The 21,833-nt window shown below is 46.4% G+C and carries 20 protein-coding genes and 1 pseudogene; 10 read left to right on the plus strand and 11 right to left on the minus strand.

Annotated elements, in window-relative coordinates:
- The first annotated feature begins 257 nt into the window (after positions 1-257).
- From C2756_RS01050 to C2756_RS01060, 3 genes are all read left to right on the plus strand, one after another.
- Entirely contained in the window at positions 258-3,185 is a 2,928-nt protein-coding gene (locus C2756_RS01050; RefSeq protein WP_370625679.1) for a ribonucleoside-diphosphate reductase subunit alpha, read from the plus strand.
- A gap of 45 nt (positions 3,186-3,230) precedes the next feature.
- Entirely contained in the window at positions 3,231-4,412 is a 1,182-nt protein-coding gene (locus C2756_RS01055) for a ribonucleotide-diphosphate reductase subunit beta (RefSeq protein WP_215296230.1), read from the plus strand.
- 333 nt (positions 4,413-4,745) lie between these two features.
- Positions 4,746-4,985, plus strand: coding sequence for a hypothetical protein (locus C2756_RS01060; RefSeq protein ID WP_251370122.1), 240 nt, complete (start codon positions 4,746-4,748; stop codon positions 4,983-4,985).
- A 206-nt stretch (positions 4,986-5,191) separates the two neighbouring features.
- On the opposite strand, the gene C2756_RS01065 is transcribed toward C2756_RS01060, so the two are convergent.
- The 7 genes and pseudogenes from C2756_RS01065 to C2756_RS01090 all read right to left on the minus strand — a co-directional run bounded on the left by C2756_RS01065 (position 5,192) and on the right by C2756_RS01090 (position 10,921).
- Positions 5,192-6,151: a carbohydrate kinase family protein gene (locus C2756_RS01065; RefSeq protein ID WP_215319557.1), complete on the minus strand. Its 960-nt coding sequence runs from the start codon at positions 6,149-6,151 to the stop codon at positions 5,192-5,194.
- Between the two features lie 49 nt (positions 6,152-6,200).
- Positions 6,201-6,770, minus strand: a complete 570-nt coding sequence (locus tag C2756_RS11100) for a DUF3426 domain-containing protein (RefSeq protein WP_251372127.1) — start codon at positions 6,768-6,770, stop codon at positions 6,201-6,203.
- Between the two features lie 60 nt (positions 6,771-6,830).
- Positions 6,831-7,748 (minus strand): annotated as a pseudogene (prmA, locus tag C2756_RS11105) (50S ribosomal protein L11 methyltransferase); the annotation flags it as partial.
- Positions 7,749-7,775: 27 nt separating this feature from the next.
- Complete coding sequence (gene accC, locus C2756_RS01075) at positions 7,776-9,140, minus strand: acetyl-CoA carboxylase biotin carboxylase subunit (RefSeq protein ID WP_215296233.1); 1,365 nt, start codon at positions 9,138-9,140, stop codon at positions 7,776-7,778.
- Positions 9,141-9,187: 47 nt separating this feature from the next.
- Positions 9,188-9,649 (minus strand): acetyl-CoA carboxylase biotin carboxyl carrier protein, encoded by a 462-nt coding sequence (gene accB, locus C2756_RS01080; RefSeq protein ID WP_215319559.1) that lies wholly within the window; start codon positions 9,647-9,649, stop codon positions 9,188-9,190.
- A 35-nt stretch (positions 9,650-9,684) separates the two neighbouring features.
- Positions 9,685-10,134, minus strand: coding sequence for a type II 3-dehydroquinate dehydratase (aroQ, locus tag C2756_RS01085; protein WP_215319560.1), 450 nt, complete (start codon positions 10,132-10,134; stop codon positions 9,685-9,687).
- A gap of 259 nt (positions 10,135-10,393) precedes the next feature.
- Entirely contained in the window at positions 10,394-10,921 is a 528-nt protein-coding gene (locus C2756_RS01090) for a TlpA disulfide reductase family protein (protein WP_215319561.1), read from the minus strand.
- Between the two features lie 26 nt (positions 10,922-10,947).
- On the opposite strand from C2756_RS01090, the gene mpl reads away from it, so the two are divergent.
- The 6 genes from mpl to mtgA are packed head-to-tail and all read left to right on the plus strand — an operon-like array spanning position 10,948 to position 17,788.
- Positions 10,948-12,345 (plus strand): UDP-N-acetylmuramate:L-alanyl-gamma-D-glutamyl-meso-diaminopimelate ligase, encoded by a 1,398-nt coding sequence (mpl, locus tag C2756_RS01095; protein WP_215319562.1) that lies wholly within the window; start codon positions 10,948-10,950, stop codon positions 12,343-12,345.
- Positions 12,346-12,388: 43 nt separating this feature from the next.
- Entirely contained in the window at positions 12,389-13,123 is a 735-nt protein-coding gene (gene fabG, locus C2756_RS01100) for a 3-oxoacyl-ACP reductase FabG (protein WP_215319563.1), read from the plus strand.
- A gap of 2 nt (positions 13,124-13,125) precedes the next feature.
- Positions 13,126-15,162 (plus strand): ribonuclease catalytic domain-containing protein, encoded by a 2,037-nt coding sequence (locus tag C2756_RS01105; protein ID WP_215319564.1) that lies wholly within the window; start codon positions 13,126-13,128, stop codon positions 15,160-15,162.
- Positions 15,146-16,033 (plus strand): energy transducer TonB, encoded by an 888-nt coding sequence (locus C2756_RS01110; RefSeq protein ID WP_215319565.1) that lies wholly within the window; start codon positions 15,146-15,148, stop codon positions 16,031-16,033. Before C2756_RS01105 ends, C2756_RS01110 begins: the two co-directional genes overlap by 17 nt.
- Before the next feature lie 51 nt (positions 16,034-16,084).
- On the plus strand, positions 16,085-16,990 hold the full coding sequence (aroE, locus tag C2756_RS01115; protein ID WP_215319566.1) for a shikimate dehydrogenase: 906 nt from the start codon (positions 16,085-16,087) through the stop codon (positions 16,988-16,990).
- Between the two features lie 30 nt (positions 16,991-17,020).
- Positions 17,021-17,788, plus strand: a complete 768-nt coding sequence (gene mtgA / locus C2756_RS01120) for a monofunctional biosynthetic peptidoglycan transglycosylase (RefSeq protein ID WP_215319567.1) — start codon at positions 17,021-17,023, stop codon at positions 17,786-17,788.
- Here mtgA and pyrF read toward each other — a convergent pair.
- A complete protein-coding gene (gene pyrF, locus C2756_RS01125) occupies positions 17,781-18,620 on the minus strand; it encodes an orotidine-5'-phosphate decarboxylase (protein ID WP_215319568.1) in 840 nt (279 codons plus the stop codon). The two genes, mtgA and pyrF, sit on opposite strands and share 8 nt — an antisense overlap.
- Before the next feature lie 73 nt (positions 18,621-18,693).
- Here pyrF and corA point away from each other — a divergent pair, with 73 nt between their 5' ends.
- Positions 18,694-19,659 (plus strand): magnesium/cobalt transporter CorA, encoded by a 966-nt coding sequence (corA, locus tag C2756_RS01130; RefSeq protein ID WP_215296244.1) that lies wholly within the window; start codon positions 18,694-18,696, stop codon positions 19,657-19,659.
- Between the two features lies 1 nt (position 19,660).
- Here the strand turns inward: corA and C2756_RS01135 are convergent, their stop codons facing one another.
- From C2756_RS01135 to thiL, 3 genes are read right to left on the minus strand one after another with little or no spacing between them, the layout of a single operon-like run.
- Positions 19,661-20,155 carry a CinA family protein gene (locus tag C2756_RS01135; protein ID WP_215319569.1) on the minus strand — a complete coding sequence of 165 codons (495 nt, stop codon included), beginning with the start codon at positions 20,153-20,155 and terminating at the stop codon, positions 19,661-19,663.
- Between the two features lie 2 nt (positions 20,156-20,157).
- Positions 20,158-20,727, minus strand: coding sequence for a phosphatidylglycerophosphatase A (locus C2756_RS01140; RefSeq protein ID WP_215319570.1), 570 nt, complete (start codon positions 20,725-20,727; stop codon positions 20,158-20,160).
- Positions 20,724-21,743, minus strand: a complete 1,020-nt coding sequence (thiL, locus tag C2756_RS01145) for a thiamine-phosphate kinase (RefSeq protein ID WP_215319571.1) — start codon at positions 21,741-21,743, stop codon at positions 20,724-20,726. Before thiL ends, C2756_RS01140 begins: the two co-directional genes overlap by 4 nt.
- Positions 21,744-21,833 lie beyond the last annotated feature (90 nt).

Genomic DNA, 21,833 nt, shown 5'->3' on the forward strand with positions numbered 1-21,833 from the left:
TTGCCCCCAAGATCATTAGATTCCTTAGTAAAAATACTTATGAATTTTTGTTAGAAAAAGCTTACCAAAGGGTAAATATTTCCCTATACTTAGTACCCAATGCCCTTCGAGACACTAGATGTAGTGTTTGAATCCAGCAATACGCCATTGTTTTTTAACGATATTTTGTCCAAATAACTATATAGAGACGTAGGAATAACATGACATACGCAAATCCACCGACGGCAGGTCAAACACCTGGAGCAAATAACCCAGGAATGAGTCCTGTGGGGGCGATTAATCAGACCCCTTCTGCTAGCTTTGTAGCTGGCGGTGTTGGTGGAGCCCAAGCTACCCAGTTGTCTGACTACAAAATTATTCGCCGTAATGGCTCAGTGGTAGCTTTTGAGCCATCTAAGATTGCGATTGCGGTAACTAAGGCATTTTTGGCGGTTAATGGTGGTCAGGGTGCGGCATCAGCACGCGTGCGCGAGCAAGTTGAGCAATTAACTCATGCCGTAGTGCGCGCTCTATTGCGTAGCCGTCCTAATGGCGGTACTTTCCACATTGAAGATATTCAAGACCAAGTTGAATTGGCTTTGATGCGTAGTGGTGAGCACAACGTTGCCCGTGCCTATGTTCTTTATCGCGAGAAGCGCAATCAAGAGCGTGCTGCTCAACAAGAAATCAATCAAGAAACGCAAGCGGCTCATCAAGCTGGTGAGTCCGGTATCAAGGTGACTGATAACGGCGTTGAGAAGTATCTCGACATGGCAGCTTTGCGCACGGTGATTGAAGCTGCATGTGAAGGCCTGGGTAATCACATTGATGCAAGCCCAATCATTACTGAAACTATTAAGAACTTGTACGATGGCGTGCCGATGGCGCAAGTTTATGACTCCGCTATTTTGGCTTCACGTACCTTGATCGAAAAAGATCCTGCATATAGTCAAGTAACTGCACGCATCCTGATGCACGTGATCCGTAAGGAAATTTTTGGTAAGGAAGTATTGCAAGGCGATACCCAAGCTGAATACAGCACTTACTTTGCCAAGTACATCAATGAAGGTATCTCTGCAGAATTGTTAGACCCACGCATGCGTGATTTTGATTTGCCAAAATTGGCTACTGCATTGAACGCGAGCCGTGATTTGCAGTTCAACTACCTTGGTCTCCAGACTTTGTATGACCGCTATTTCTTGCACATTGAAGATCGTCGTATTGAAATGCCACAGGCTTTCTTTATGCGTGTTGCAATGGGCTTGGCAATGAATGAGTTGGATCGCGAGCGTCGTGCAATTGAGTTCTATGAAATCCTCTCTACTTTTGATTTCATGTCCAGCACACCAACTTTGTTTAATTCAGCAACAACTCGTCCACAGCTCTCTAGCTGCTATTTGACAACTGTTGAAGATGATCTTGATGGCATCTACGAAGCGTTGAAAGAAAATGCCTTGTTATCTAAGTTTGCTGGTGGCTTGGGTAATGATTGGACTAACGTCCGCGCCTTAGGAAGCCATATCAAAGGTACTAACGGTAAATCGCAAGGCGTTGTGCCATTCCTCAAAGTGGTGAATGACACTGCAGTTGCTGTGAACCAAGGCGGTAAGCGTAAAGGTGCAGTTTGCGCCTACTTAGAAACATGGCACTTGGATATTGAAGAGTTCTTAGAATTGCGTAAGAACACTGGTGATGACCGTCGTCGTACCCACGACATGAATACTTCTAACTGGATTCCTGACTTGTTCATGAAGCGTGTCATGGAAAACGGTGACTGGACTTTGTTCTCGCCTTCTAATACTCCAGATTTGCATGATAAGTTTGGCAAGGCGTTTGAAGAGGCTTATGTTGCCTATGAGCAAAAAGCAGATCGTGGTGAGTTAAAGCCATTCCGCAGAATTCCGGCGCAACAATTGTGGCGCAAGATGCTTGGTATGTTGTTTGAAACTGGTCACCCATGGATCACTTTCAAAGATCCTTGCAACATCCGTAGCCCACAGCAACATATTGGCGTGGTTCACTCATCTAACCTGTGTACTGAAATTACTCTCAATACCAATGAGGATGAGATTGCAGTTTGTAACTTGGGTTCTGTGAACTTAACTGCGCACATGACTACCGATGCAAGCGGTAAATTGGTCTTAGATCACGAGAAGCTCCAGAAAACTGTGCGCACTGCAATGCGCATGCTCGATAACGTGATCGATATTAACTACTACGCGGTTGCTAAGGCGCGTAATTCCAATCTGAAGCACCGTCCGGTTGGCATGGGCATTATGGGTTTCCAGGATTGCTTGCATATGCAACGTATTCCTTACGCTAGCGATGCAGCAGTGAAGTTTGCTGATTCCTCTATGGAAGCAGTGTGCTACTACGCTTATCAAGCTTCTTGTGAGTTGGCTGAAGAGCGCGGTGTTTATAGCACCTATAAAGGCTCTTTATGGGATCGTGGCATCCTCCCACAAGATTCAGTGGCCTTATTGGCAGCTGAGCGCGGTGGTTATGTAGAAGTGGATAACTCATCCACTATGGATTGGAGCGGTTTGCGTGCCCGTATCAAACAACACGGTATGCGTAACTCCAATTGCGTGGCTATTGCGCCTACGGCAACGATCTCCAACATCATTGGTGTTTCTGCTTGTATCGAGCCAACCTTCCAGAACTTGTTTGTGAAGTCCAACTTATCTGGTGAGTTTACGGTGGTAAACGAGTACTTGGTGCGGGATTTGAAGGATCGCGGTCTTTGGGATGAAGTGATGATTGCCGACTTGAAGTACTTTGATGGCACTTTATCGAAGATCGATCGTATTCCACAAGATTTGCGTGATCTGTATGCGACCGCCTTTGAAGTCGAGCCAAGTTGGTTGGTTGAGGCGGCTTCCCGTCGTCAAAAATGGATTGACCAGGCTCAGTCATTGAATATCTACATGGGCGGTGCATCTGGTAAGAAATTGGACGATACCTATAAGCTGGCTTGGTTGCGTGGTCTAAAGACCACTTATTACCTCCGCACGATGGCCGCAACCCACGTCGAGAAATCAACCGTGGCTAGTGGTCAATTGAACTCAGTATCGAGTGGTGGTGGCGTAAATGGAACTGATGCGACAGCTGCTGCAAATGCAACTGGTGCAGTAGAGGCTGATGGCCCAGTTTGCACAATGCGCCCAGGCGATGCTGGCTTTGAAGAATGTGAAGCATGCCAATAAGCCATTTGCTGATTGGTCAGGAATAGAAGAATTTAGGAGAAAGTTATGTTGAATTGGGAAGAGGAAGTTGCTCCAGCACTAGCAAAAGCTGGTCTTGCACCGCAGCCGGTTGCAGTGGAGCCACAACGCCCACAGCCAGATCAAGTAGCAATGGCAGCGCCTCAAGTAAGTACGCCTGCACCAGCCGTCTCATTGGCTGGAGGTGCAGCCTTGCGTGTTAATGCTGCTGATAAGCGTGTGATTAATGCTAAGACTGACGTTAATCAGCTGGTGCCATTTAAGTACAAATGGGCTTGGGAGAAATACTTAGCTGGTTGTGCAAATCACTGGATGCCACAAGAGATCAACATGAACCGCGATATCGCGCTTTGGAAAGATCCGAATGGCCTGACAGAAGATGAGCGTCGCATTATTAAGCGCAATCTGGGTTTCTTTACAACTGCCGATTCTTTAGCGGCCAATAATATTGTTTTGGGTACCTATCGCCACATTACTGCTCCAGAATGTCGCCAATACTTATTGCGTCAGGCTTTTGAAGAAGCAATTCATACCCATGCATACCAATATATTGTGGAATCTTTAGGTTTAGATCAGTCCGAAATCTTCAACGCGTATCACGAGATTGACTCGATTCGCGCTAAAGATGAGTTCTTAATTCCGTTTATTGATGTCTTAACTGATCCAAATTTTAAGACTGGCACATTAGAAAACGATCAAAAGTTACTCCGATCACTCATTGTTTTTGCTTGCGTAATGGAAGGTTTGTTCTTTTATGTTGGTTTTACGCAAATACTTGCAATGGGTCGTCAAAACAAAATGACGGGTGCTGCTGAGCAGTATCAATACATCCTTCGTGATGAGTCTATGCACTGCAATTTTGGTATTGATTTGATTAACCAAATCAAGCTGGAGAACCCGCAGTTATGGACTTCTGCGTTCAAAGACGAGATCAAATCCATCTTCGAAAAAGCAGTCGAATTAGAGTACCGTTATGCCGAAGATACGATGCCTCGTGGAGTGCTCGGATTGAACGCTCCGATGTTCAAAGGGTACCTAAGATACATTTGTAATCGCAGATGTTTGCAAATAGGACTTGACGCGATGTTCCCAAATGAAGAGAATCCATTTCCATGGATGTCAGAAATGATTGATCTGAAAAAAGAACGAAACTTTTTTGAGACACGCGTTATTGAGTATCAAACCGGTGGTGCGCTGAGTTGGGAGTAGTTGGCAGTAAGTAAGCGCACAACTGGCTAAATAGGAGATTAGACGGTTGGATAGTTTAAGAAGTCAGCAGAAACAGACTCAAATCCGCAAACCCTTACTCAAGGGTGCCAGAGCTATTCTCTCCATTTTTTCCAGCACATTTAAGAAGCCGTTGTCCCTTGGGGCCACGGCTTTTTTTCCAGGATTCATTAGCGTGCAGCACTTAGCATCAAGCCGCGCGCCGATGAATGGCTCGCTCGCCAATTCCAAAAGGTTGCAAAACCAGGCGGAAATGAGTGGTCGGGTCTTCTTAATCGGTAGTTTGAACTAATCCTCACGTGAAGGAGTATGACTATGGCAATCGCCAAGAAAAAACCTGCTGCAAAGAAACCAGCTGCTAAGAAAAAAGTAGCTGCTAAGAAACCAGCTGCTAAAAAAGTAGCTAAAAAGAAGCCAGCCGCTAAAAAGCGTCCAGCCGCTAAAAAGAAGCCAGCCGCTAAAAAGCGTCCAGCTGCTAAAAAAGCTGCCGCAAAGAAGAAGCCAGCTGCTAAGAAGCGTCCAGCTGCAAAAAAGCGCGTAGCAAAAAAAAAGTAAGTAAGCCTGCTGCGAAGAAAGCGGGCTCTGCTGTAAAAAAGCCCGTGGCTAAGAAAGCTGCACCAGCGACTAGTGCGTTGAATCCTGCTGCTGCTTGGCCCTTCCCAACTGGCACACGTCCTTAATCAGACGGGTGTTATTAGAAGGGGTCTCTCACGAGACCCCTTTTTTATTGGCTTATAGGCTTTGATTATTTTGAATCAAGGTTAAAAGCTAAAGCCAAACGCTGTTTTAAATTGGTCTGCGATCTCTGCTTTGCTGAGTTGATGATTTTGTGGTCCTTGATGGGTAATCTTGATCGAACCCATTAGGCTGGCCAGGCGACCAGTGGTTTCCCAATCCATTTCATTCTCAAGACCAAACAAGAGTCCGCCACGAAATGCGTCGCCGCATCCAGTGGGGTCGACTACTTTTCCTGCCGGTACTGGAGGAATCGAGATACATTTGCCTTCGGTATAAATATCAGCACCTTCTGCACCCTTGGTCACGATCAGTGCTTTGACACGCTCAGCAACCTTTGACAAGCTCAAGCCAGTTCGCTGCGAAAGCATTTCGCCTTCATAGTCGTTAACCGCTAAATAGCTGGTGATATCAACTAGCTCTAAGAGCTCTGGCCCGTTAAACATTGGCAATCCTTGACCGGGATCGAAGACAAACGGAATATTGGCTTCTGCTAATTGATGGCAGTGTTCCCACATTCCTTGGCGACCATCAGGCGCAACGATGCCGAATTTAGCTGCCCCTTTGGAGTTTTTGCTTCTTTCGGTGATTACTGCAGAAACTAGATTAAGGTGCGACTCGTCCATCGCGCCTGGATGGAATGCCGTGATTTGGTTATTGGCTTGATCAGTGGTGATCATTGCTTGTGCCGTAAATGCATTTTCAATTTGGCGAATATGGCTCGCATCAATATTAAGTTGCTTTAAGCGGCTCATGTAGGGCGCTGCATCGCCACCAACAGTTGCCATGATGATGGGATCTCCTCCCAAAAGGCTGAGGTTGTAGGCAATATTGCCTGCACAACCACCAAATTCTCGGCGCATGGTTGGTACTAAGAAGGCCACATTCAAGATGTGGATCTGCTCAGGGAGAATTTGATCGGCAAATTTGCCTTCAAAATTCATGATGGTGTCGTAAGCGATAGAGCCACAGATCAAGCTAGCCATAAATTACTTTCTGTAATGGGTAAGGTAATAAAAAATGAATAAAAGGAGATTATTCAGGATAAAGAATACGTACTCGATACCCAGCAGTATTCGGCGGCAGAACAATCGGCAGTTCTGCTTGAATCATTTCTCCAGCAGGTGCACCAATTTTCAAATAATCAGGATGAGATTCTTGCCAAGATAGTGGTAACCATTCATTTGGGCTGAACCGAATTGATTTCAACTCAGATTCTTCTGCATCAGTGAGAGAAATTTCTAAATTTGGCAACAAAATTGGAATTGCCAGTCGATTTTGTATTTCAATTTGTAATATTGATTGATTTAGGGCGTTTTTAAGGCCCTCTCCCGCGTTTTCTGGGGTTAGTGCGGCAGAAGTTATTTTCCATGCAGCAAAATCGCTTACAGGGCGATTAAAGCACTTCAGTGCGCTACACAATTTCTCATCAATCTGCTGCAATATCGAAAATGCGCCAACTGAAAATGAATTTGATGAGCCATCTACTCTTGGTGCTAGTACAGGTAGCAGAGAATTCCTAGATAAATGCTCGCCAAAAATGAGGAGCAAAGTCAAAAGGCAAACTAAAAGGATTCGCTGAAGACTTTTTTTTTGACTAGGCACTGCAAAAGGAGCTACAGCATCGGGAATGGATTTAGTACTTTGTTTGTCTTGCTCGAGGATTCCATGCAAGCATACCCAGCCTTCACTTTCCTTCCAAATGGCAAGTTTGAGCCATTGACTATAGGTCGCAATTACCTCATCCGCTTGTCGCGCCAGTACGCCAGACAAAATGATGTGTCCGCCGGCACGCATTTTATTGACTAGAGCAGGGGCAAGCACTTGCAAGGGATTGGCCAAGATGTTGGCCATCACGATATCGTATTTCGTTTCTGCCGCTAGCTCTGGTGCGTCTTCGGTTGGTAAAACAAAGCGAATAACCGTATTGTTAATTTCTGCATTACTGCGCGCTGCAATCATGGATTGGGGATCTATGTCCGTACCAACGACTGGATTGCAACCCAGTTTTGCGGCTGCAATCGCCAAAATCCCAGATCCACAACCATAATCAAGCAAACTCTGGTTCTTTAAATTGGAGTGCTCCTCAAGCCAAAGTAAGCACAGGTGTGTTGTAGGGTGGCTACCAGTTCCGAAGGCAAGTCCAGGATCTACTGCTAAACAAATTGCGTTAGGATCAGTTGGAGCTTCATGCCATGAGGGTACAACCCAGATACGTTTTCCAATTTGGATCGGTGTAAATTGGCTTTGTGTCAGTCGGACCCAATCTTGCTCTTCAACGGTTTTTTCTTGGGGCGGTGCTAATTCAAAGCCTGCTTCATTTAGAGTGGCGAGCAGTTCGGGAATGAATTCTGCTCTGTCTGAGTGATCAATCTCAGGGTTAAAAAGAGCGGTAACGGCAGATCTATCCCATGCTTGGACTTTGGGCGATAGGCCGGGCTCTCCGTAAAGAGGGTTCTCATCGTTCCCCCCTGCGGCATCATCTTCTACGGTGACAGAGAGTGCTCCTAGTTCGAGTAAGGCATCGCCTAAGGGCTCGGCAGTTTCAGCGGCTACCGTGAATACCAGTTCACGATAAGACATGGAGTGCTCGCATGAATTTGGAGTGAATTAGGATTTACCGCGACTTGCAGCTTGCTCTTCTAAGCGATGCTCTAAGTAGTGAATGCTGGTGCCACCTTCCATGAAGTTGGGATCAAGCATCAGTTCGCGGTGAAGCGGAACATTAGTAGTAATCCCATCAATCACCATCTCAGACAAGGCAATTTGCATGCGGCGAATCGCTTGCTCGCGAGTATTGCCGTAAGAAATTAACTTACCAATCATGGAATCGTAATTTGAGGGGACTACATAGCCACTATAGGCATGAGAATCTACGCGAATACCAGGACCGCCAGGCATATGGAATGAACCAATTTTTCCTGGGCTCGGCGTGAACTTAAATGGGTCTTCTGCATTCAGACGGCATTCAATTGCATGGCCGCGGAACACAATATCTTTTTGGCGATAAGCCAATTTGAGACCAGCGGCAATTCGAATTTGTTCTTGAACGATATCTACACCAGTGATCATTTCTGTGACTGGATGTTCAACCTGAACGCGAGTATTCATCTCAATAAAGAAAAATTCACCGTTTTCATAGAGGAACTCAAATGTTCCAGCACCGCGATAGCCAATTTTTCTACAAGCTTCAGCACAACGCTCACCAATTTTGGCAATCAAGCGACGATCAATACCAGGAGCTGGTGCTTCTTCAATCACTTTTTGATGGCGACGTTGCATTGAGCAATCACGTTCACCCAACCAAATAGCATTGCCATGGGTATCGGCCAGAATTTGAATTTCAACATGGCGAGGTTTTTCTAAAAACTTCTCCATATAGACTTCTGGATTACCGAATGCGCGCCCAGCTTCCTCGCGAGTCATATTGACAGCATTGATTAGCGCAGCTTCAGTATGGACAACACGCATACCGCGTCCACCACCTCCACCAGCAGCCTTAATGATGACTGGGTAACCCACTTTTTTAGCGGTAGCAATAATTTCTTTTGGATCATCTGGTAACGCACCTTCAGAACCAGGTACGCAGGGTACACCGGCTTTAATCATGGCACGCTTAGCCGAAACTTTGTCGCCCATCAAGCGAATTGAGGCAGCAGTGGGACCAATAAAGGCAAAGCCAGATTTTTCAACACGCTCTGCAAAATCGGCATTTTCAGAGAGGAAGCCATATCCAGGGTGAATCGCTTCGGCATCAGTCACCTCTGCTGCAGAAATGATCGCAGGCATATTGAGATAACTTAGTGGCGAAGGCGCAGGCCCAATGCAGACCGCCTCATCAGCAAGCTTCACATACTTGGCTTCTTTATCTGCAGTGGAATACACCACCACCGTTTTAATTCCCAACTCGCGGCATGCGCGTTGGATACGGAGAGCAATTTCTCCCCGATTGGCAATCAGAATCTTATCGAACATGTAGGCTCTGAGTTAGGTAATAAAGATTGGAAAGAAAGGCAGAGAAATTAAGCAATGACAAATAAGGGCTGATCAAACTCGACGCCCTGACCATTCTCACAAAGAATTTCTTTAATGACCCCCGCTTGTTCTGATTCGATTTCGTTAAGCAATTTCATCGCTTCAATGATGCACAGTGTTTGACCAACTTTAACAGTGTCACCAACGTTGACGAAGTTAGGCGATTCTGGATTTGGGGCGCGATAGAAAGTGCCCACCATGGGTGAGCGTGCAATAAACCCAGCTTCAGCTGCAGGCGCATCTAGAACGGGTGATGCAGCAGCTGCAGCAGCAGGCGCTGCTTGCATCGTGTGTGTCGGAGCGGGATTGGTATAAACCACGTGTCCAGTAGGAACTGCAGAGCCGGCATTCACAATGCGAACACGGTCTTCACCTTCGTTGACCTCTAATTCGGAAATGCCTGATTCAGAAACTAAGTCGATCAAGGTTTTGAGTTTTCTTAGATCCATATGAGTGAGTCCTCTCTTGAAATTCTTTAATTAGCTTATTTTTGTATGCGGGCGATCGCAGCTTGCAGGGCTAATTCGTAGCCAATAGCTCCAAGACCACAAATCACACCGGTAGCGATATCTGATAGATAAGAGTGTTTGCGGAACTCTTCTCTTTGGTGAATGTTTGATAGATGCACTTCGGTAAACGGAATGGCTACACCAGCTAAAACGTCACGTAAGGCAACGCTGGTATGGGTAAATGCACCAGGATTAATGATGATGAAATCCACACCATCTTGTTTAGCCTTCTGAATGCGGTCAATTAACTCGCCTTCATGATTACTTTGGTAGGTACTTAAATCGACAGACTCGGCTTTTGCGAGATCTCCGAGCTTTTGGTGGATATCTTCTAGGGTAGTTTTCCCATAAACCTCAGGCTCACGGGTTCCCAATAGATTGAGGTTGGGGCCTTGAATAACCAGAATTGATGCTTTTTTAGACATAGATCCCTATTTTTAGAGGCAGTTAGGTGTCAATGGTTTAATTTGGCTTTAGGCCACTAATCTGTAAGTAGAGCAACTTGATGCATTACCTGCTAAGGATGCGAGTATACCCTCTAGGGTCTTGAAAATGCCCAAAAATGCCTTTAGGAAGCAAATTTTTTACTGCTTTTCAGAGTAAATATAAAAATGATGGGTGTAATTGCTTAATATTTAAGCAATTTTCAATAGAATTCTTAGGGTTAAAAGTCTTTAAAAATCTTTATAACTCTGAATTAATGACTTTTCTGAGCTCTTCTTCGCTTATCTTCCCTAATTTACTATAAATAGACTTACCTTTTGAATTGATGATGACTGTAAAGGGTAGGGCGCCTTGGGTATTGCCCATTTGTTTGGAGAGATTGCTGCCCTCTAACCCACCAATCACAATGGAATAAGAAACTGGGGTTTTTTCAAGAAATTCGCGTATGTTAGAGGGTGAATCAATACCGATACCGACAATTAATACATTTTTAGTGGCATATTCTTGGGCAATTTTGTCTAAAGCAGGCATTTCTTCTACGCAAGGGGGGCACCAGGAGGCCCAAAAGTTCACAACGAGTACTTTTCCTCGCCAATTTTCAGAATTTGCCGATTTACCATCGGGTGTTTGCCAAGGGTTGCCAAAGAAAGCTTTGATAGATGGGTCGCTCGCCAAGCCTGTTTGCGAAATCCACTGAGATGAAAAGATTCCAGCAAGGAGCGCCAGAAGACTAATTCCGCCAATCATGATCCACTGTCTTCGATTCATTACAACTCCTTCGCTAAAATTCGCTAATGCATATTCATATCTTGGGCATTTGCGGTACCTTTATGGGCGGCATTGCCGCAATCGCTCGGCAAGCCGGACATCGTGTAACGGGTTGTGATGCCAACGTGTATCCACCAATGAGCACACAGCTTGAAGCTCAAGGTATTGAGCTCATTGAGGGATTCTCGCCAGATCAATTATTGCAGTTTGAGACCATGCCCGATTTATTTGTGATTGGTAATGTCGTTTCTCGTGGCAATCCCTTAATGGAAGCCATTCTGAATCAAGGGCTGCCCTATATCTCTGGGCCTCAATGGCTAGGGGAACAAGTTTTATATGGCCGACATGTTTTAGCGGTAGCCGGTACGCATGGCAAGACGACTACATCAGCCATGCTTACTTGGATTTTGGAATTTAATGGCTACAAGCCTGGTTATTTAATTGGTGGAGTGCCACTGAATTTCACAGTATCTGCACGCTTGGGTGAAAGTCAATATTTTGTAATAGAGGCCGATGAATATGACACTGCCTTTTTCGATAAGCGCAGTAAGTTTGTCCATTACAGACCACGCACTGCTTTATTAAATAACTTAGAGTTTGATCATGCAGATATTTTTGCGGATCTTGTTGCTATCGAAACTCAGTTTCATCACTTAGTGCGCACAGTGCCTAGTGATGGCTTATTGGTAGTCAATGGCGAGGAACCTGCGCTAGAGCGGGTTGTCACCCGCGGTGCTTGGTCGCCTGTAGAGCGTTTTGGACAGGATGCCGCTAACCAGTGGTCATTGATTTCACAAGAGGGTGATGGCTTTATTGTGCGTCAGTTAGACAAAGAGGTGGCCACCGTGCAATGGGCTCCTGATTCGGGCGTGATGGGCAGACACAACCAACTCAACGCGCTTGCTGCAATTGCATCTGCCAATCACATTGGTATTTCACCAGCAGATTCTGCACGTGCCTTGGTGGCATTTAAAAACGTGAAGCGTCGTCTTGAAACGATTGGTGTTGCAAACGACATTACGGTGTATGACGACTTTGCGCATCATCCAACGGCGATCACCACCACGGTTGATGGTTTACGTCGTCGAGTGGGTAAGGCCCGCATCTTGGCGGTATTGGAGCCACGCTCGAATACGATGAAACTGGGTGTAATGAAGGCGCAACTACCTGATAGCTTGCAGCAGGCTGATAAGGTCTTTGCTTATGGAGCCACTAGTGGCAAGGAATCTTTGGGCTGGGATTTGGCAGAAGTCCTAGCCTCACTGAATACAAAAGAGGCTGGTAAAGCCCATGCCTTCGATGACCTTAGTGCATTAGTGAATGCAGTTGCCAAAGAAGCTAAACCAGGCGATCACATTCTAGTGATGAGTAATGGCGGCTTTGGTGGGGTGCATCAAAAAATATTAGAAGCCATATCTGTTTAATGTAACTTACCGCAACCTAATAAATAAATACTGAAAGCAAAATATGGGCAATCGATTAGAAGATAAGGTCGCCATTGTTACAGGCGCAGCAAAAGGGATTGGATTTGCAACGGCTCAGCGCTTTGCAGAAGTGGGTGCAAGAGTGATCGTTGCTGATATTAATCTTGCGGCAGTAAAGAGTGCTGCAGCCCAAATTCCTCATGCTGAGGCCTATGTAATGGATGTGACTGATCGTGCCAGCATTCAGGCGGTAGTTGATCAAGTCATCCAAAAACATGGCCGCATTGATATTTTGATTAATAACGCTGGTATTACACAAGATGCACGTTTGATTAAGATGACTGAGGCGCAATTTGATGCCGTGATTGATGTCAACCTCAAGGGCGTATTCAACTGCACCCAATTGGTAGTGCCACACATGCTGGAAGCTGGTACTGGCGCGATTGTGAATGCTTCTAGCGTGGTCGGTTTGTATGGGAACTTTGGTCAAACTAATTATTCAGCGACAAAGTTTGGTGTGATTGGCTTTACCAAGACTTGGGCTCGTGAGCTTGGTCCTAAAGGCATTCGAGTCAATGCAGTTTGTCCTGGATTTATTGCGACAGAAATGGTTAAAGCCATGCCAGAAAATATTCTGCAAGATATTGAGCGTCGCAGTTGGCTGGGTCGCTTGGGCACTCCTGAAGAAATGGCCAACGTATATCTATTCCTTGCCAGCGATGAAGCGAGTTACGTTAATGGAGTTGCATTAGAAGCTAGCGGCGGGATTTCCCTCTAAGCATGAATCTCTTATATGAAGAGGGTGGCGATATCAAAATTGCTACCGTACAGCCTGCAACAGGAACAGGCGATTCTGAATCCTGGCAGGCGACCAGTCTTTCTGGCAAGAAGATCAAACTCAAAGCGAAAGAGGTTTGGTTGCGCTTTGAAAAGCCTGAGGCACAAGCTGCGATGGATGAAGCGCTCGTTTTATCTAAAGATATTGACTTGCAATTACTCTGGGATTGCGCGCCTGAAGAAGAGTTTGGTCTGGTAGATGTTTCTCTTGAATATTTTGGCTCGCAAGCAACGATCCCTCAGCAAGTAGCATTAGCGATTGCCTTACAAGATGCCCCAGTATTTTTCCGTCGCAAAGGGCGAGGGCGCTTTCAAAGAGCGCCCCTTGAGCAATTGCAAGCAGGCTTGGCTGCACTGGAGCGCAAGCAAAAAGAGTTAGAGCAACAATCTGTTTGGCAACAAGATTTAGTCGCAGGCATATTCCCTGACACCTTGAAGTCTTCAGCTAAGCAACTACTGTTCTCCCCAGATAAGAATTCTTCAGCTTATAAGGCCCTCATAGCCGCATGCACAGAAACAGGTGAATCCCCGGCGCAGTTGATGATTCGTTGTGCTGCAATTGAATCTCCATTGGCCTATCACCAGGGAATGTTTTTAAAGGCGCATTTTCCAAATGGTGCCGCTCATCATGTCAATATCGGAGTTGATCAAGCAGCCTATGATGCGGCGATTGCAGAACTGCCTTTGGCCGAAGTAAATGCTTTCTCGATTGATGACTCAGGAACTACTGAGATTGATGATGCGCTTTCGGTAACAGAACTTGTAGAGGGTGGTCATCGCATTGGCATTCATATTGCAGCACCAGGTTTGGCGATTAGTAAAGATGATCCATTGGACCAAGTGGCTCGCAATCGTATGTCTACCGTTTATTTTCCGGGCAACAAAATTACGATGTTGCCTGATTCGGTCATTGAGCAATTCTCCCTGGATGCGGGTGCTCCTAGACCCGCGCTATCCATCTATGTAGATCTTGATGCGGATGGAATAGTAAACCGAGATACCCTGCAAATGCGGGCAGAGATGGTGCCGATGACTGCTAATCTTCGTCTAGAAGATGTGGAGCATTTGGTGAGCGAAGAGAGTTTGGTAGATGAAGGCTTTAGTTATCCCTATCGAAAAGAGTTAGCTATCTTGTGGCGTGCCGCAAAACTCTTGCATGCTGGTCGACAAGAAAAAAGAATTGCCAATGGTCTACGTGCTGAACAGTTGGGTGTGATTGATCCCAATGCTTTGGCAAGAGATTTTCATTTTCAAATTCAAGATGTGGATGGAGTTCAACGTGTAGAAATTATTCCGCGTCAGCGTGGTTCGATTCTCGATACGATCGTTGCAGAGTGGATGATCTTTTGTAATAGCGCATCTGGTCAATTGCTAGCGGATCATGGTTTGCCGGGTTTGTTCCGAACCCAAAAGGGTTGGGGACCATTGCGTACTCGTATGCAAACTACCCCGGGGCCTCATGAAGGCTTGGGGCTTGACTACTACGCATGGTGCACCTCACCGCTACGTCGCTACTCCGATCTAGTCAATCAGTGGCAGTTAATCGCCTTAGCAAAACATGGGGTGACTGCGAAGATGATGGCACCATTTCCACCACGAGATGCGACTCTGATGGGAATCGCTGCAGACTTTGAATCTTGTTATCAAGCTTATGGCGAATTTCAAGATCGCCTAGAAAAGTATTGGTGCTTGCGTTGGATTGCGCAGGATGGAGATTCCAAAAACGTTTATGTACGTCACTTAAAAGAGGGGATGTCTAGGGTAGAACTAGTACCTCTACACTTACCTATCCCAGAGTTGGCAAGTCACCCCCGCATGACTCGTGCAGAAGTCGCGGTAGCTGATGTCGACTTGTTGCAATTGAGTGCCGCCGTGAGAGTACTAGAGATTGAAGCCAAAGCAGAGCCAGAAGTAAAGACTGTAGAAGAATTGACCGATGCATTGCCCGAGGATGCAGAAGAAGATGCCAGCCCAGATTAATCCTATTCAGATTCCTCGCTCAGAAAAATTTAATCGAGCCGTGATCTTTTTTCAGAATACCTGGCGACGCTATCCTTTTCGACTCGCACTATGCGTATCACTTATTATTCATGCACTGTTTCTATCGTTTCGTTGGGGTATTGGTGAAATTCAAAATCGCCGACTGAATACGCCTTTGAGTGTTGTCCTCGTGAATGCCAGTAACAAGACGCCCCCAAAGCAGGCGAACAAATTGGCCCAGGCAGATCTACAGGGCGGAGGTAATTCTGAAAATCAAGATGCCACAGCACTACATCGAGCCAGACTGGGAGCAGAGGCGCGTCTTGAAGTTTTAGAGAAACAGCAAAAACAGATGCTGGCCAAGTTAGATGAGCAGCGAGCTAAATCTGGTGGACGCAAAAGTGGGGACGATCAAAAGATTGCTCCCCAACTGAATTCTCTAGAGGCAGAGTTGGCGAAGCAGTTGCAAGCGGATGGACGTGAGCCTCGCCGCAAGGTGCTCACCGGCGCCAATACTAGGGCAGTGACTTTTGCCCATTACTTTGATGCTATGCGCCAAAAGATTGAGGCTTACGGTAGTACATTTTTTCCGCGTGCCAATGGTCGACCGCTATACGGCAGCTTGATTATCGTTGTGAGTATCGATTCTCAAGGCCGAATTACTACCAATGCGCAAGGTAAAGATGGGGTGTCAATAGGGCGAAGCTCAGGTAATCCTGAATTGGATCGACAGGCCCTAGCCATTGTTCGTGCATCAGCCCCATTTGGCCCATTCCCTTCAGAAATGCGTAATCAAATTGATGTGCTCGATTGGATCTCCACCTTTGACTTTACTCGCGATGGGAATGATCTTCTGGAACTCAAACGTTAGTGCAGCACCCCTTGTTATTAAAATCGCAAATTCGCTTATTCTGTAGCCATCATGAGTTCAAACGCTTCCGTTGATTTGCATACCGACCCAAGTCTTCACCCGGGTCTAGATGTCTATGCGGTAGCGGGCAATCCAATAGGCCATAGTCAGTCGCCCGCCATTCACCAGCGCTTTGCAGAGCAAGCTAAACAAGTCATGCACTATGGCCGTTTACAGCCGGAGCGAGATGGTTTTGCTCAAGCCGCTAAAACATTCTTTTCTGCAGGTGGAAAAGGTATGAATGTCACCGTACCATTTAAGTTAGATGCCCAAGCCTTTGCTGATCAATTAACTGGTCGAGCCCAGTTGGCTGGTGCAGTCAATACGCTGTGGACTCAGGATGGCAAGATTTATGGTGACAATACTGATGGCGCTGGCTTGGTGCGCGACCTATTGGCGCAGGGTATCGCCGTCCAGGAGTCGCGTATTTTGCTTTTAGGTGCTGGTGGAGCAGCACGTGGAGTGATTGGACCTTTATTGGAGCATTCACCTAAATGCTTAGTGATTGCTAATCGCTCAAGCATAAAGGCTGATGAATTGATCAAGTTATTTGCCAATGTAGCTGCTGCGAAAGAGGTTGCCTTAGAGGCTCGCACATTAGCTCAATTAGAGAGTTCTGAAAAAACACCCTATCCATTTGACTTGGTGATTAATGCAACTGCTGCAGGACTAGCAGATGAGTCTCCTTTGAGCATTGCTGCTGTAGCAAACATCTTTACGCCAAGCTCATTTGCTTACGACATGGTCTACGGCAAAACAACGGCCTTTATGAGGCAAGCTTTACAGCGTGGGGCACGCATTAGCGATGGCCTTGGTATGTTGGTGGAGCAAGCTGCAGATGCATTCTTGTTATGGCGGGGGACCGATCTAGCAACACAAATTGATCCGCGAGCAGTGCTCGCTCAATTGCGTAGTTGATCAAATTTACTTGCAGTTAATTTCTCACTCATGCGCTGGATTGCTTACCTAGTCAAATGTCTCTTGGCAGGTTTTGTAGCCATGCAGGTATATTATGCCGTTCAGATCGGCCTATGGATTAGTGTAGATCCCAGCAGCACAGCCTTTCAGAGAGCGGAGCGCTGGCGCTTGTGTTCCTGGCATTGGACTTGTTCCGTGCAATCAAAGTGGACGCCTTACGATAAGATTTCAAACAATCTCAAACGTGCGGTTTTGGTTAGCGAAGACGACATCTTTTTTCAACACAAAGGGGTTCGTGTTGAAGACATGCAAAAAGCATGGCAAAAAAATCAACAGCAAAATCAGCAAAAACCTCAGGCGGGGGCTAAATCTAAAGCTGTGCTGCGTGGTGGGTCAACCATTACTCAGCAGCTTGCAAAAAATTTATTCCTATCTTCCGAGCAAAATTATTTTCGTAAAGGGCAAGAGCTCATCATTACCGGACTCTTAGAGCTTACGCTGTCTAAGCAGAGATTGTTTGAGATCTACCTTAATTCAGTAGAGTGGGGTGAAGGCATTTTTGGCATTGGGGCTGCTTCTGAGCACTATTACGCAACTACGCCAGCAGGACTAGATCTAGATCAGGCTGCGGCTCTGGCTTCCGCTTTGCCAGCACCCAAGTGTTTTGATAAAGAGCAATATTGCCGCAAGGCCAGGATCCACTTTCCAACCAGACAAGAATTTATTTTGGAGAATATGGGGCGTGTCGCTTTAGCGCCGATAGCTCAGCCCAAGAGTTCGTCTAAGACTGCTAAGTAGCCGCTCTTAACGCATCACGCGTGGACTGTGCCACGTTTCGTGCAGCCTGCGCAAAATCATTTCCGGAGCTTGCATACAGAATAGCTCTTGAAGAATTAATGATCATACCGGTTCCAGGTTTGCCTGGAATACTGCCCGCTTTAACGGTGGCTTCAATATCTCCACCTTGGGCTCCGATGCCGGGGATGAGTAAAGGTATCTCCCCAACAATTGCTCGTACCTTTGCGATCTCTTCTGGGAAGGTTGCGCCCACAACAAGACCAATTTGACCCGAGCGATTCCAATGAGTGGCTGCAAGTTTGGCTACATGGAGATACAAAGGCTCCCCATTTGGGGAAACATTTAAGAACTGTAAATCTGAGCCACCTGGATTAGAAGTGCGACACAGGACAATGACACCTTTACCAGCATGTTTTAGATAGGACTCAATCGTGTCAAAGCCCATATAGGGATTGACGGTGACGGCATCCGCACCATAGCGCTCAAAGGCCTCCAGAGCGTAGTGGTCTGCGGTACTGCCAATATCACCACGCTTGGAATCGAGGATGACAGGGATGTGGGGGTATTTGTCTTTGAGGTGACGTACCAGTTTTTCTAGTTGGGCTTCAGCGCGTTGTGAGGCAAAGTAGGCAAACTGAGGCTTGAAGGCACAGACCAAATCTGCAGTGGCATCAGCGATATCGCGACAGAACTCAAAGATCCCCGCAGGTTTCCCTTGCAGGGATGGGGGTAAGCGCTTGGGGTCTGGGTCAAAACCAACACACAGCATGCTGCCTTGGGAAGCCCATGCAGACTGGAGTTGCTGGTGAAAGGTATTTGAGCGAGGGTTCATTGGATTTAGCTTATTTTAGTGAAACAGTCATGATCTATAGGATAAACTAGCGCACATTCCTTAGGAGTTCACCATGATCAACTTGTTCGTCCTGCAAAATGGCCGCCTCTCTCAAGAGCAAGTGGAAGATCGCAATGAATTATTGCAATACGCTAATCCTATCTGGATTGACGTAGTTGATCCAGAGGAAGAAGAGCTCGTTTGGATTAAAGAGGCTTTTGGTGTGCTTTTGCCTGAGTTAGATGACTTGGGCGACTTAGAAGCCTCTGCTCGTTATTTTGAAGCGGATGACGGTCATCTCCATATCCGCACCGATTTTTTATTGGATGAAGAAGAGACTTCTCGCAACGTGCGTGTGGCGTTTGTGCTGACTAAGCAAGTGCTTTTCTCGATTCATGATGAAGATTTACCAGTATTTCGCTTAGTCCGTTTGCGTGCGCGTTTGCGCCCCGGCTCAGTCAGCAATGCAAAAGATGTCTTGCTTGACCTCTACTCCACGGATGCCGAGTATTCAGCCGACGCTTTGGAAGAGGTTTATGAAAACCTTGAGCAAGCAGGTAAGCGAGTGCTGTCTGATAGCATTAACGATGCCGATGCTGCAGAGGTTTTAGAGACGATTGCAAAGGAAGAGGATACCAACGGACGCATTCGTCGTAACGTGATGGATACCCGTAGAGCCCTGTCTTTCTTAATGCGCAGCAAGTTACTATCGGATGAGCAACAAGAGGAAGCGCGCCAAATTTTGCGTGATATTGACTCACTTGAAAACCATACAGCATTCCTATTCGACAAGATCAACTTCTTGATGGATGCGACAGTCGGTTTTATTAATTTGAATCAATCCAAAATTATCAAGATCTTCTCGGTGGTCTCCGTCGCTTTAATGCCACCTACTTTGCTGGCGAGTATTTGGGGTATGAACTACAAGCACATGCCTGAATTGGATGCAACTTGGGGTTATCCAATGGCAATCGGTTTGATGATTATTTCAGCGATTATTCCGCTGGGCTACTTCCATAGCAAAGGCTGGATGAAGTAATTTAATTCTCGAGTAGCTTAGCCAATTCGCTCAGTACGTAATTGCAAGATTGCTCCCGAATCGCTTGGCGGTCTCCAGCAAAGTGCATCGTTTTTGTAAGCACTCTATTTTCACCAGCTTCATTTTGAATTGACCAGCCAAAGCATACTGTTCCCACAGGTTTGCCTGCTGAGCCACCGCTGGGACCTGCAATACCGGTAATTGAGATGGCGGCATTGACATCTGCATTCAGCTGAGCGCCTTTAGCCATCGCTTTAGCAACTTCCTCGCTCACTGCTCCAAAGCTTTGAATAAGCTCTACTGGCACTCCCAAGGATTCTTCTTTGGCTTGGTTGCTGTATGTGATGTAGCCCCGCTCAAACCATTCGCTTGAGCCCGCTAATTCAGTGAGAGTGGCGCAGACCAAGCCCCCAGTACAGGACTCTGCAACCGTCATTTTCCAATTTCTCGAGCGCAAAATTTCTGCCAAGGTTTGGACGGTATCGAGTGAATGCATATTTAAATCCAACCCATTTGAGTGCTGACTACTTGCAAGAGAGTAATCACCAAGAGTGTGAAGAAAGCTGCCGCAAGATCATCCACCATGATGCCAAACCCACGCCACAGTAGTTGCAGGAAGTTTGAAGAGGTATCGGTATTCTCGAGCGTTTTAAAGTGGCGATCAATCATGCCGATAGGACCCGGTTTAGCAGCATCGAAATATCTAAAGAGAGCGAACGCAAGGATCTGTATCCAAATACTGGTCGGTGTAATGAATAACAGCACTAACCAAAAAGCCATCATTTCATCCCAAACAATACCGCCAAAATCTTTCTTACCTAACTCCTCGCTGACGTAGCCACAGATCCAACAGCCCAACAAAATACCACCACCAGTGATCCACAGGAAATGTTCTGTGGTGAGGAAATGCTCGGCAATCAAAAAGCTTGCCCAGGCCCAGAGAGTGCCTGCAGTGCCAGGCGCTATCCGGCTTAGACCGCTACCAAAGCCAAAGGCTAGAGTGCGACTTGGGCTCTGAAGCATCCACTTGAAACCAGGCTTCACAACTGATGGATTCTGATCAGTCATTTTGCAAAGTGGTCAAAAGAGCGGAGTAGTGCAGCGGTATCCGCATCACTAAGTAACTTACCATCAGTGCCCTGGATGCGAATCTGTGTACTACTATTTTTCATGCACGTAATGCGGCCAATACATGTGAGGGGAAGTTTGAGTTCTTTGCTGATATTGAGAATCACGTCACGTTTGCTACTAGGTGCAGTAAAGCAAAGTTCATAATCATCACCACCGCTGGCAGCAAATTGGTTTTGTATTGCTTTACTTTGTTTTTGCAATGTTGCTGATGTGGGAAGTTGCTCCAAAATAATTTCTGCATCAAGCTGTGATTGTTTCAGGATGTGCTTTAGATCACCGAGCAAGCCATCCGATACATCTAAGGCGGCACTTGCCACTTCTCTTAGTGCCATACCAAGCCCAACTCTGGGTGTGGGTTGATGCATGCGATGGTCAATTGCTTTTAAGTCGCTTTCCGAGAGCGTGATTTCATGACGCAGTGCAGCAAGAGTGAGTCTTGCATCGCCAACAGTTCCTGAAACCCAAATCTCATCCTCAATCTTTGCCCCTGATCTACGAATGGCTTTTCCAGTGGGAATGCTGCCAAATGCAGTAATCGAAATGGTGAGGGGGCCAGCAGTAGTGTCGCCACCGATGAGGGGGCAAGAAAATTGATTTGCGAACGCAAATAAGCCCTTAGAGAATGCTTCCAGCCATTTTGTATCAACCTCAGGCAAGGCAATGGCCAATGTAAACCCCAGTGGCTTAGCACCCATTGCGGCAAGGTCAGAAAGATTGACTGCTAAGGCTTTGCCGCCTAATTTCTCAGGGTCAGCATCGGCAAAAAAATGTCTACCCGCAACCAACATATCGCTGGTAATAGCAATTTCTTCGCCTGGCAGGGGTTTGATGAGTGCGCAATCATCCCCAATGCCCAAGCTGAGGGTCGTATTTGAAGCGTTTGAGGCACTACCCGTTTTAAAAAAACGTTCAATGAGATCGAATTCGCCCATTGGGCCGGATTGAGAATGCATACCTCATTTTATGACCCTTGGCAGTGCAACGCGAGAGAGGAATAGAATTAAAGCCTTAATAAGCATTAGACAAAATGAGTTAGCGAGTTA

Origin of the sequence: Polynucleobacter sp. UB-Siik-W21 (genome assembly GCF_018687415.1) — a bacterium.
GTDB lineage: Bacteria > Pseudomonadota > Gammaproteobacteria > Burkholderiales > Burkholderiaceae > Polynucleobacter.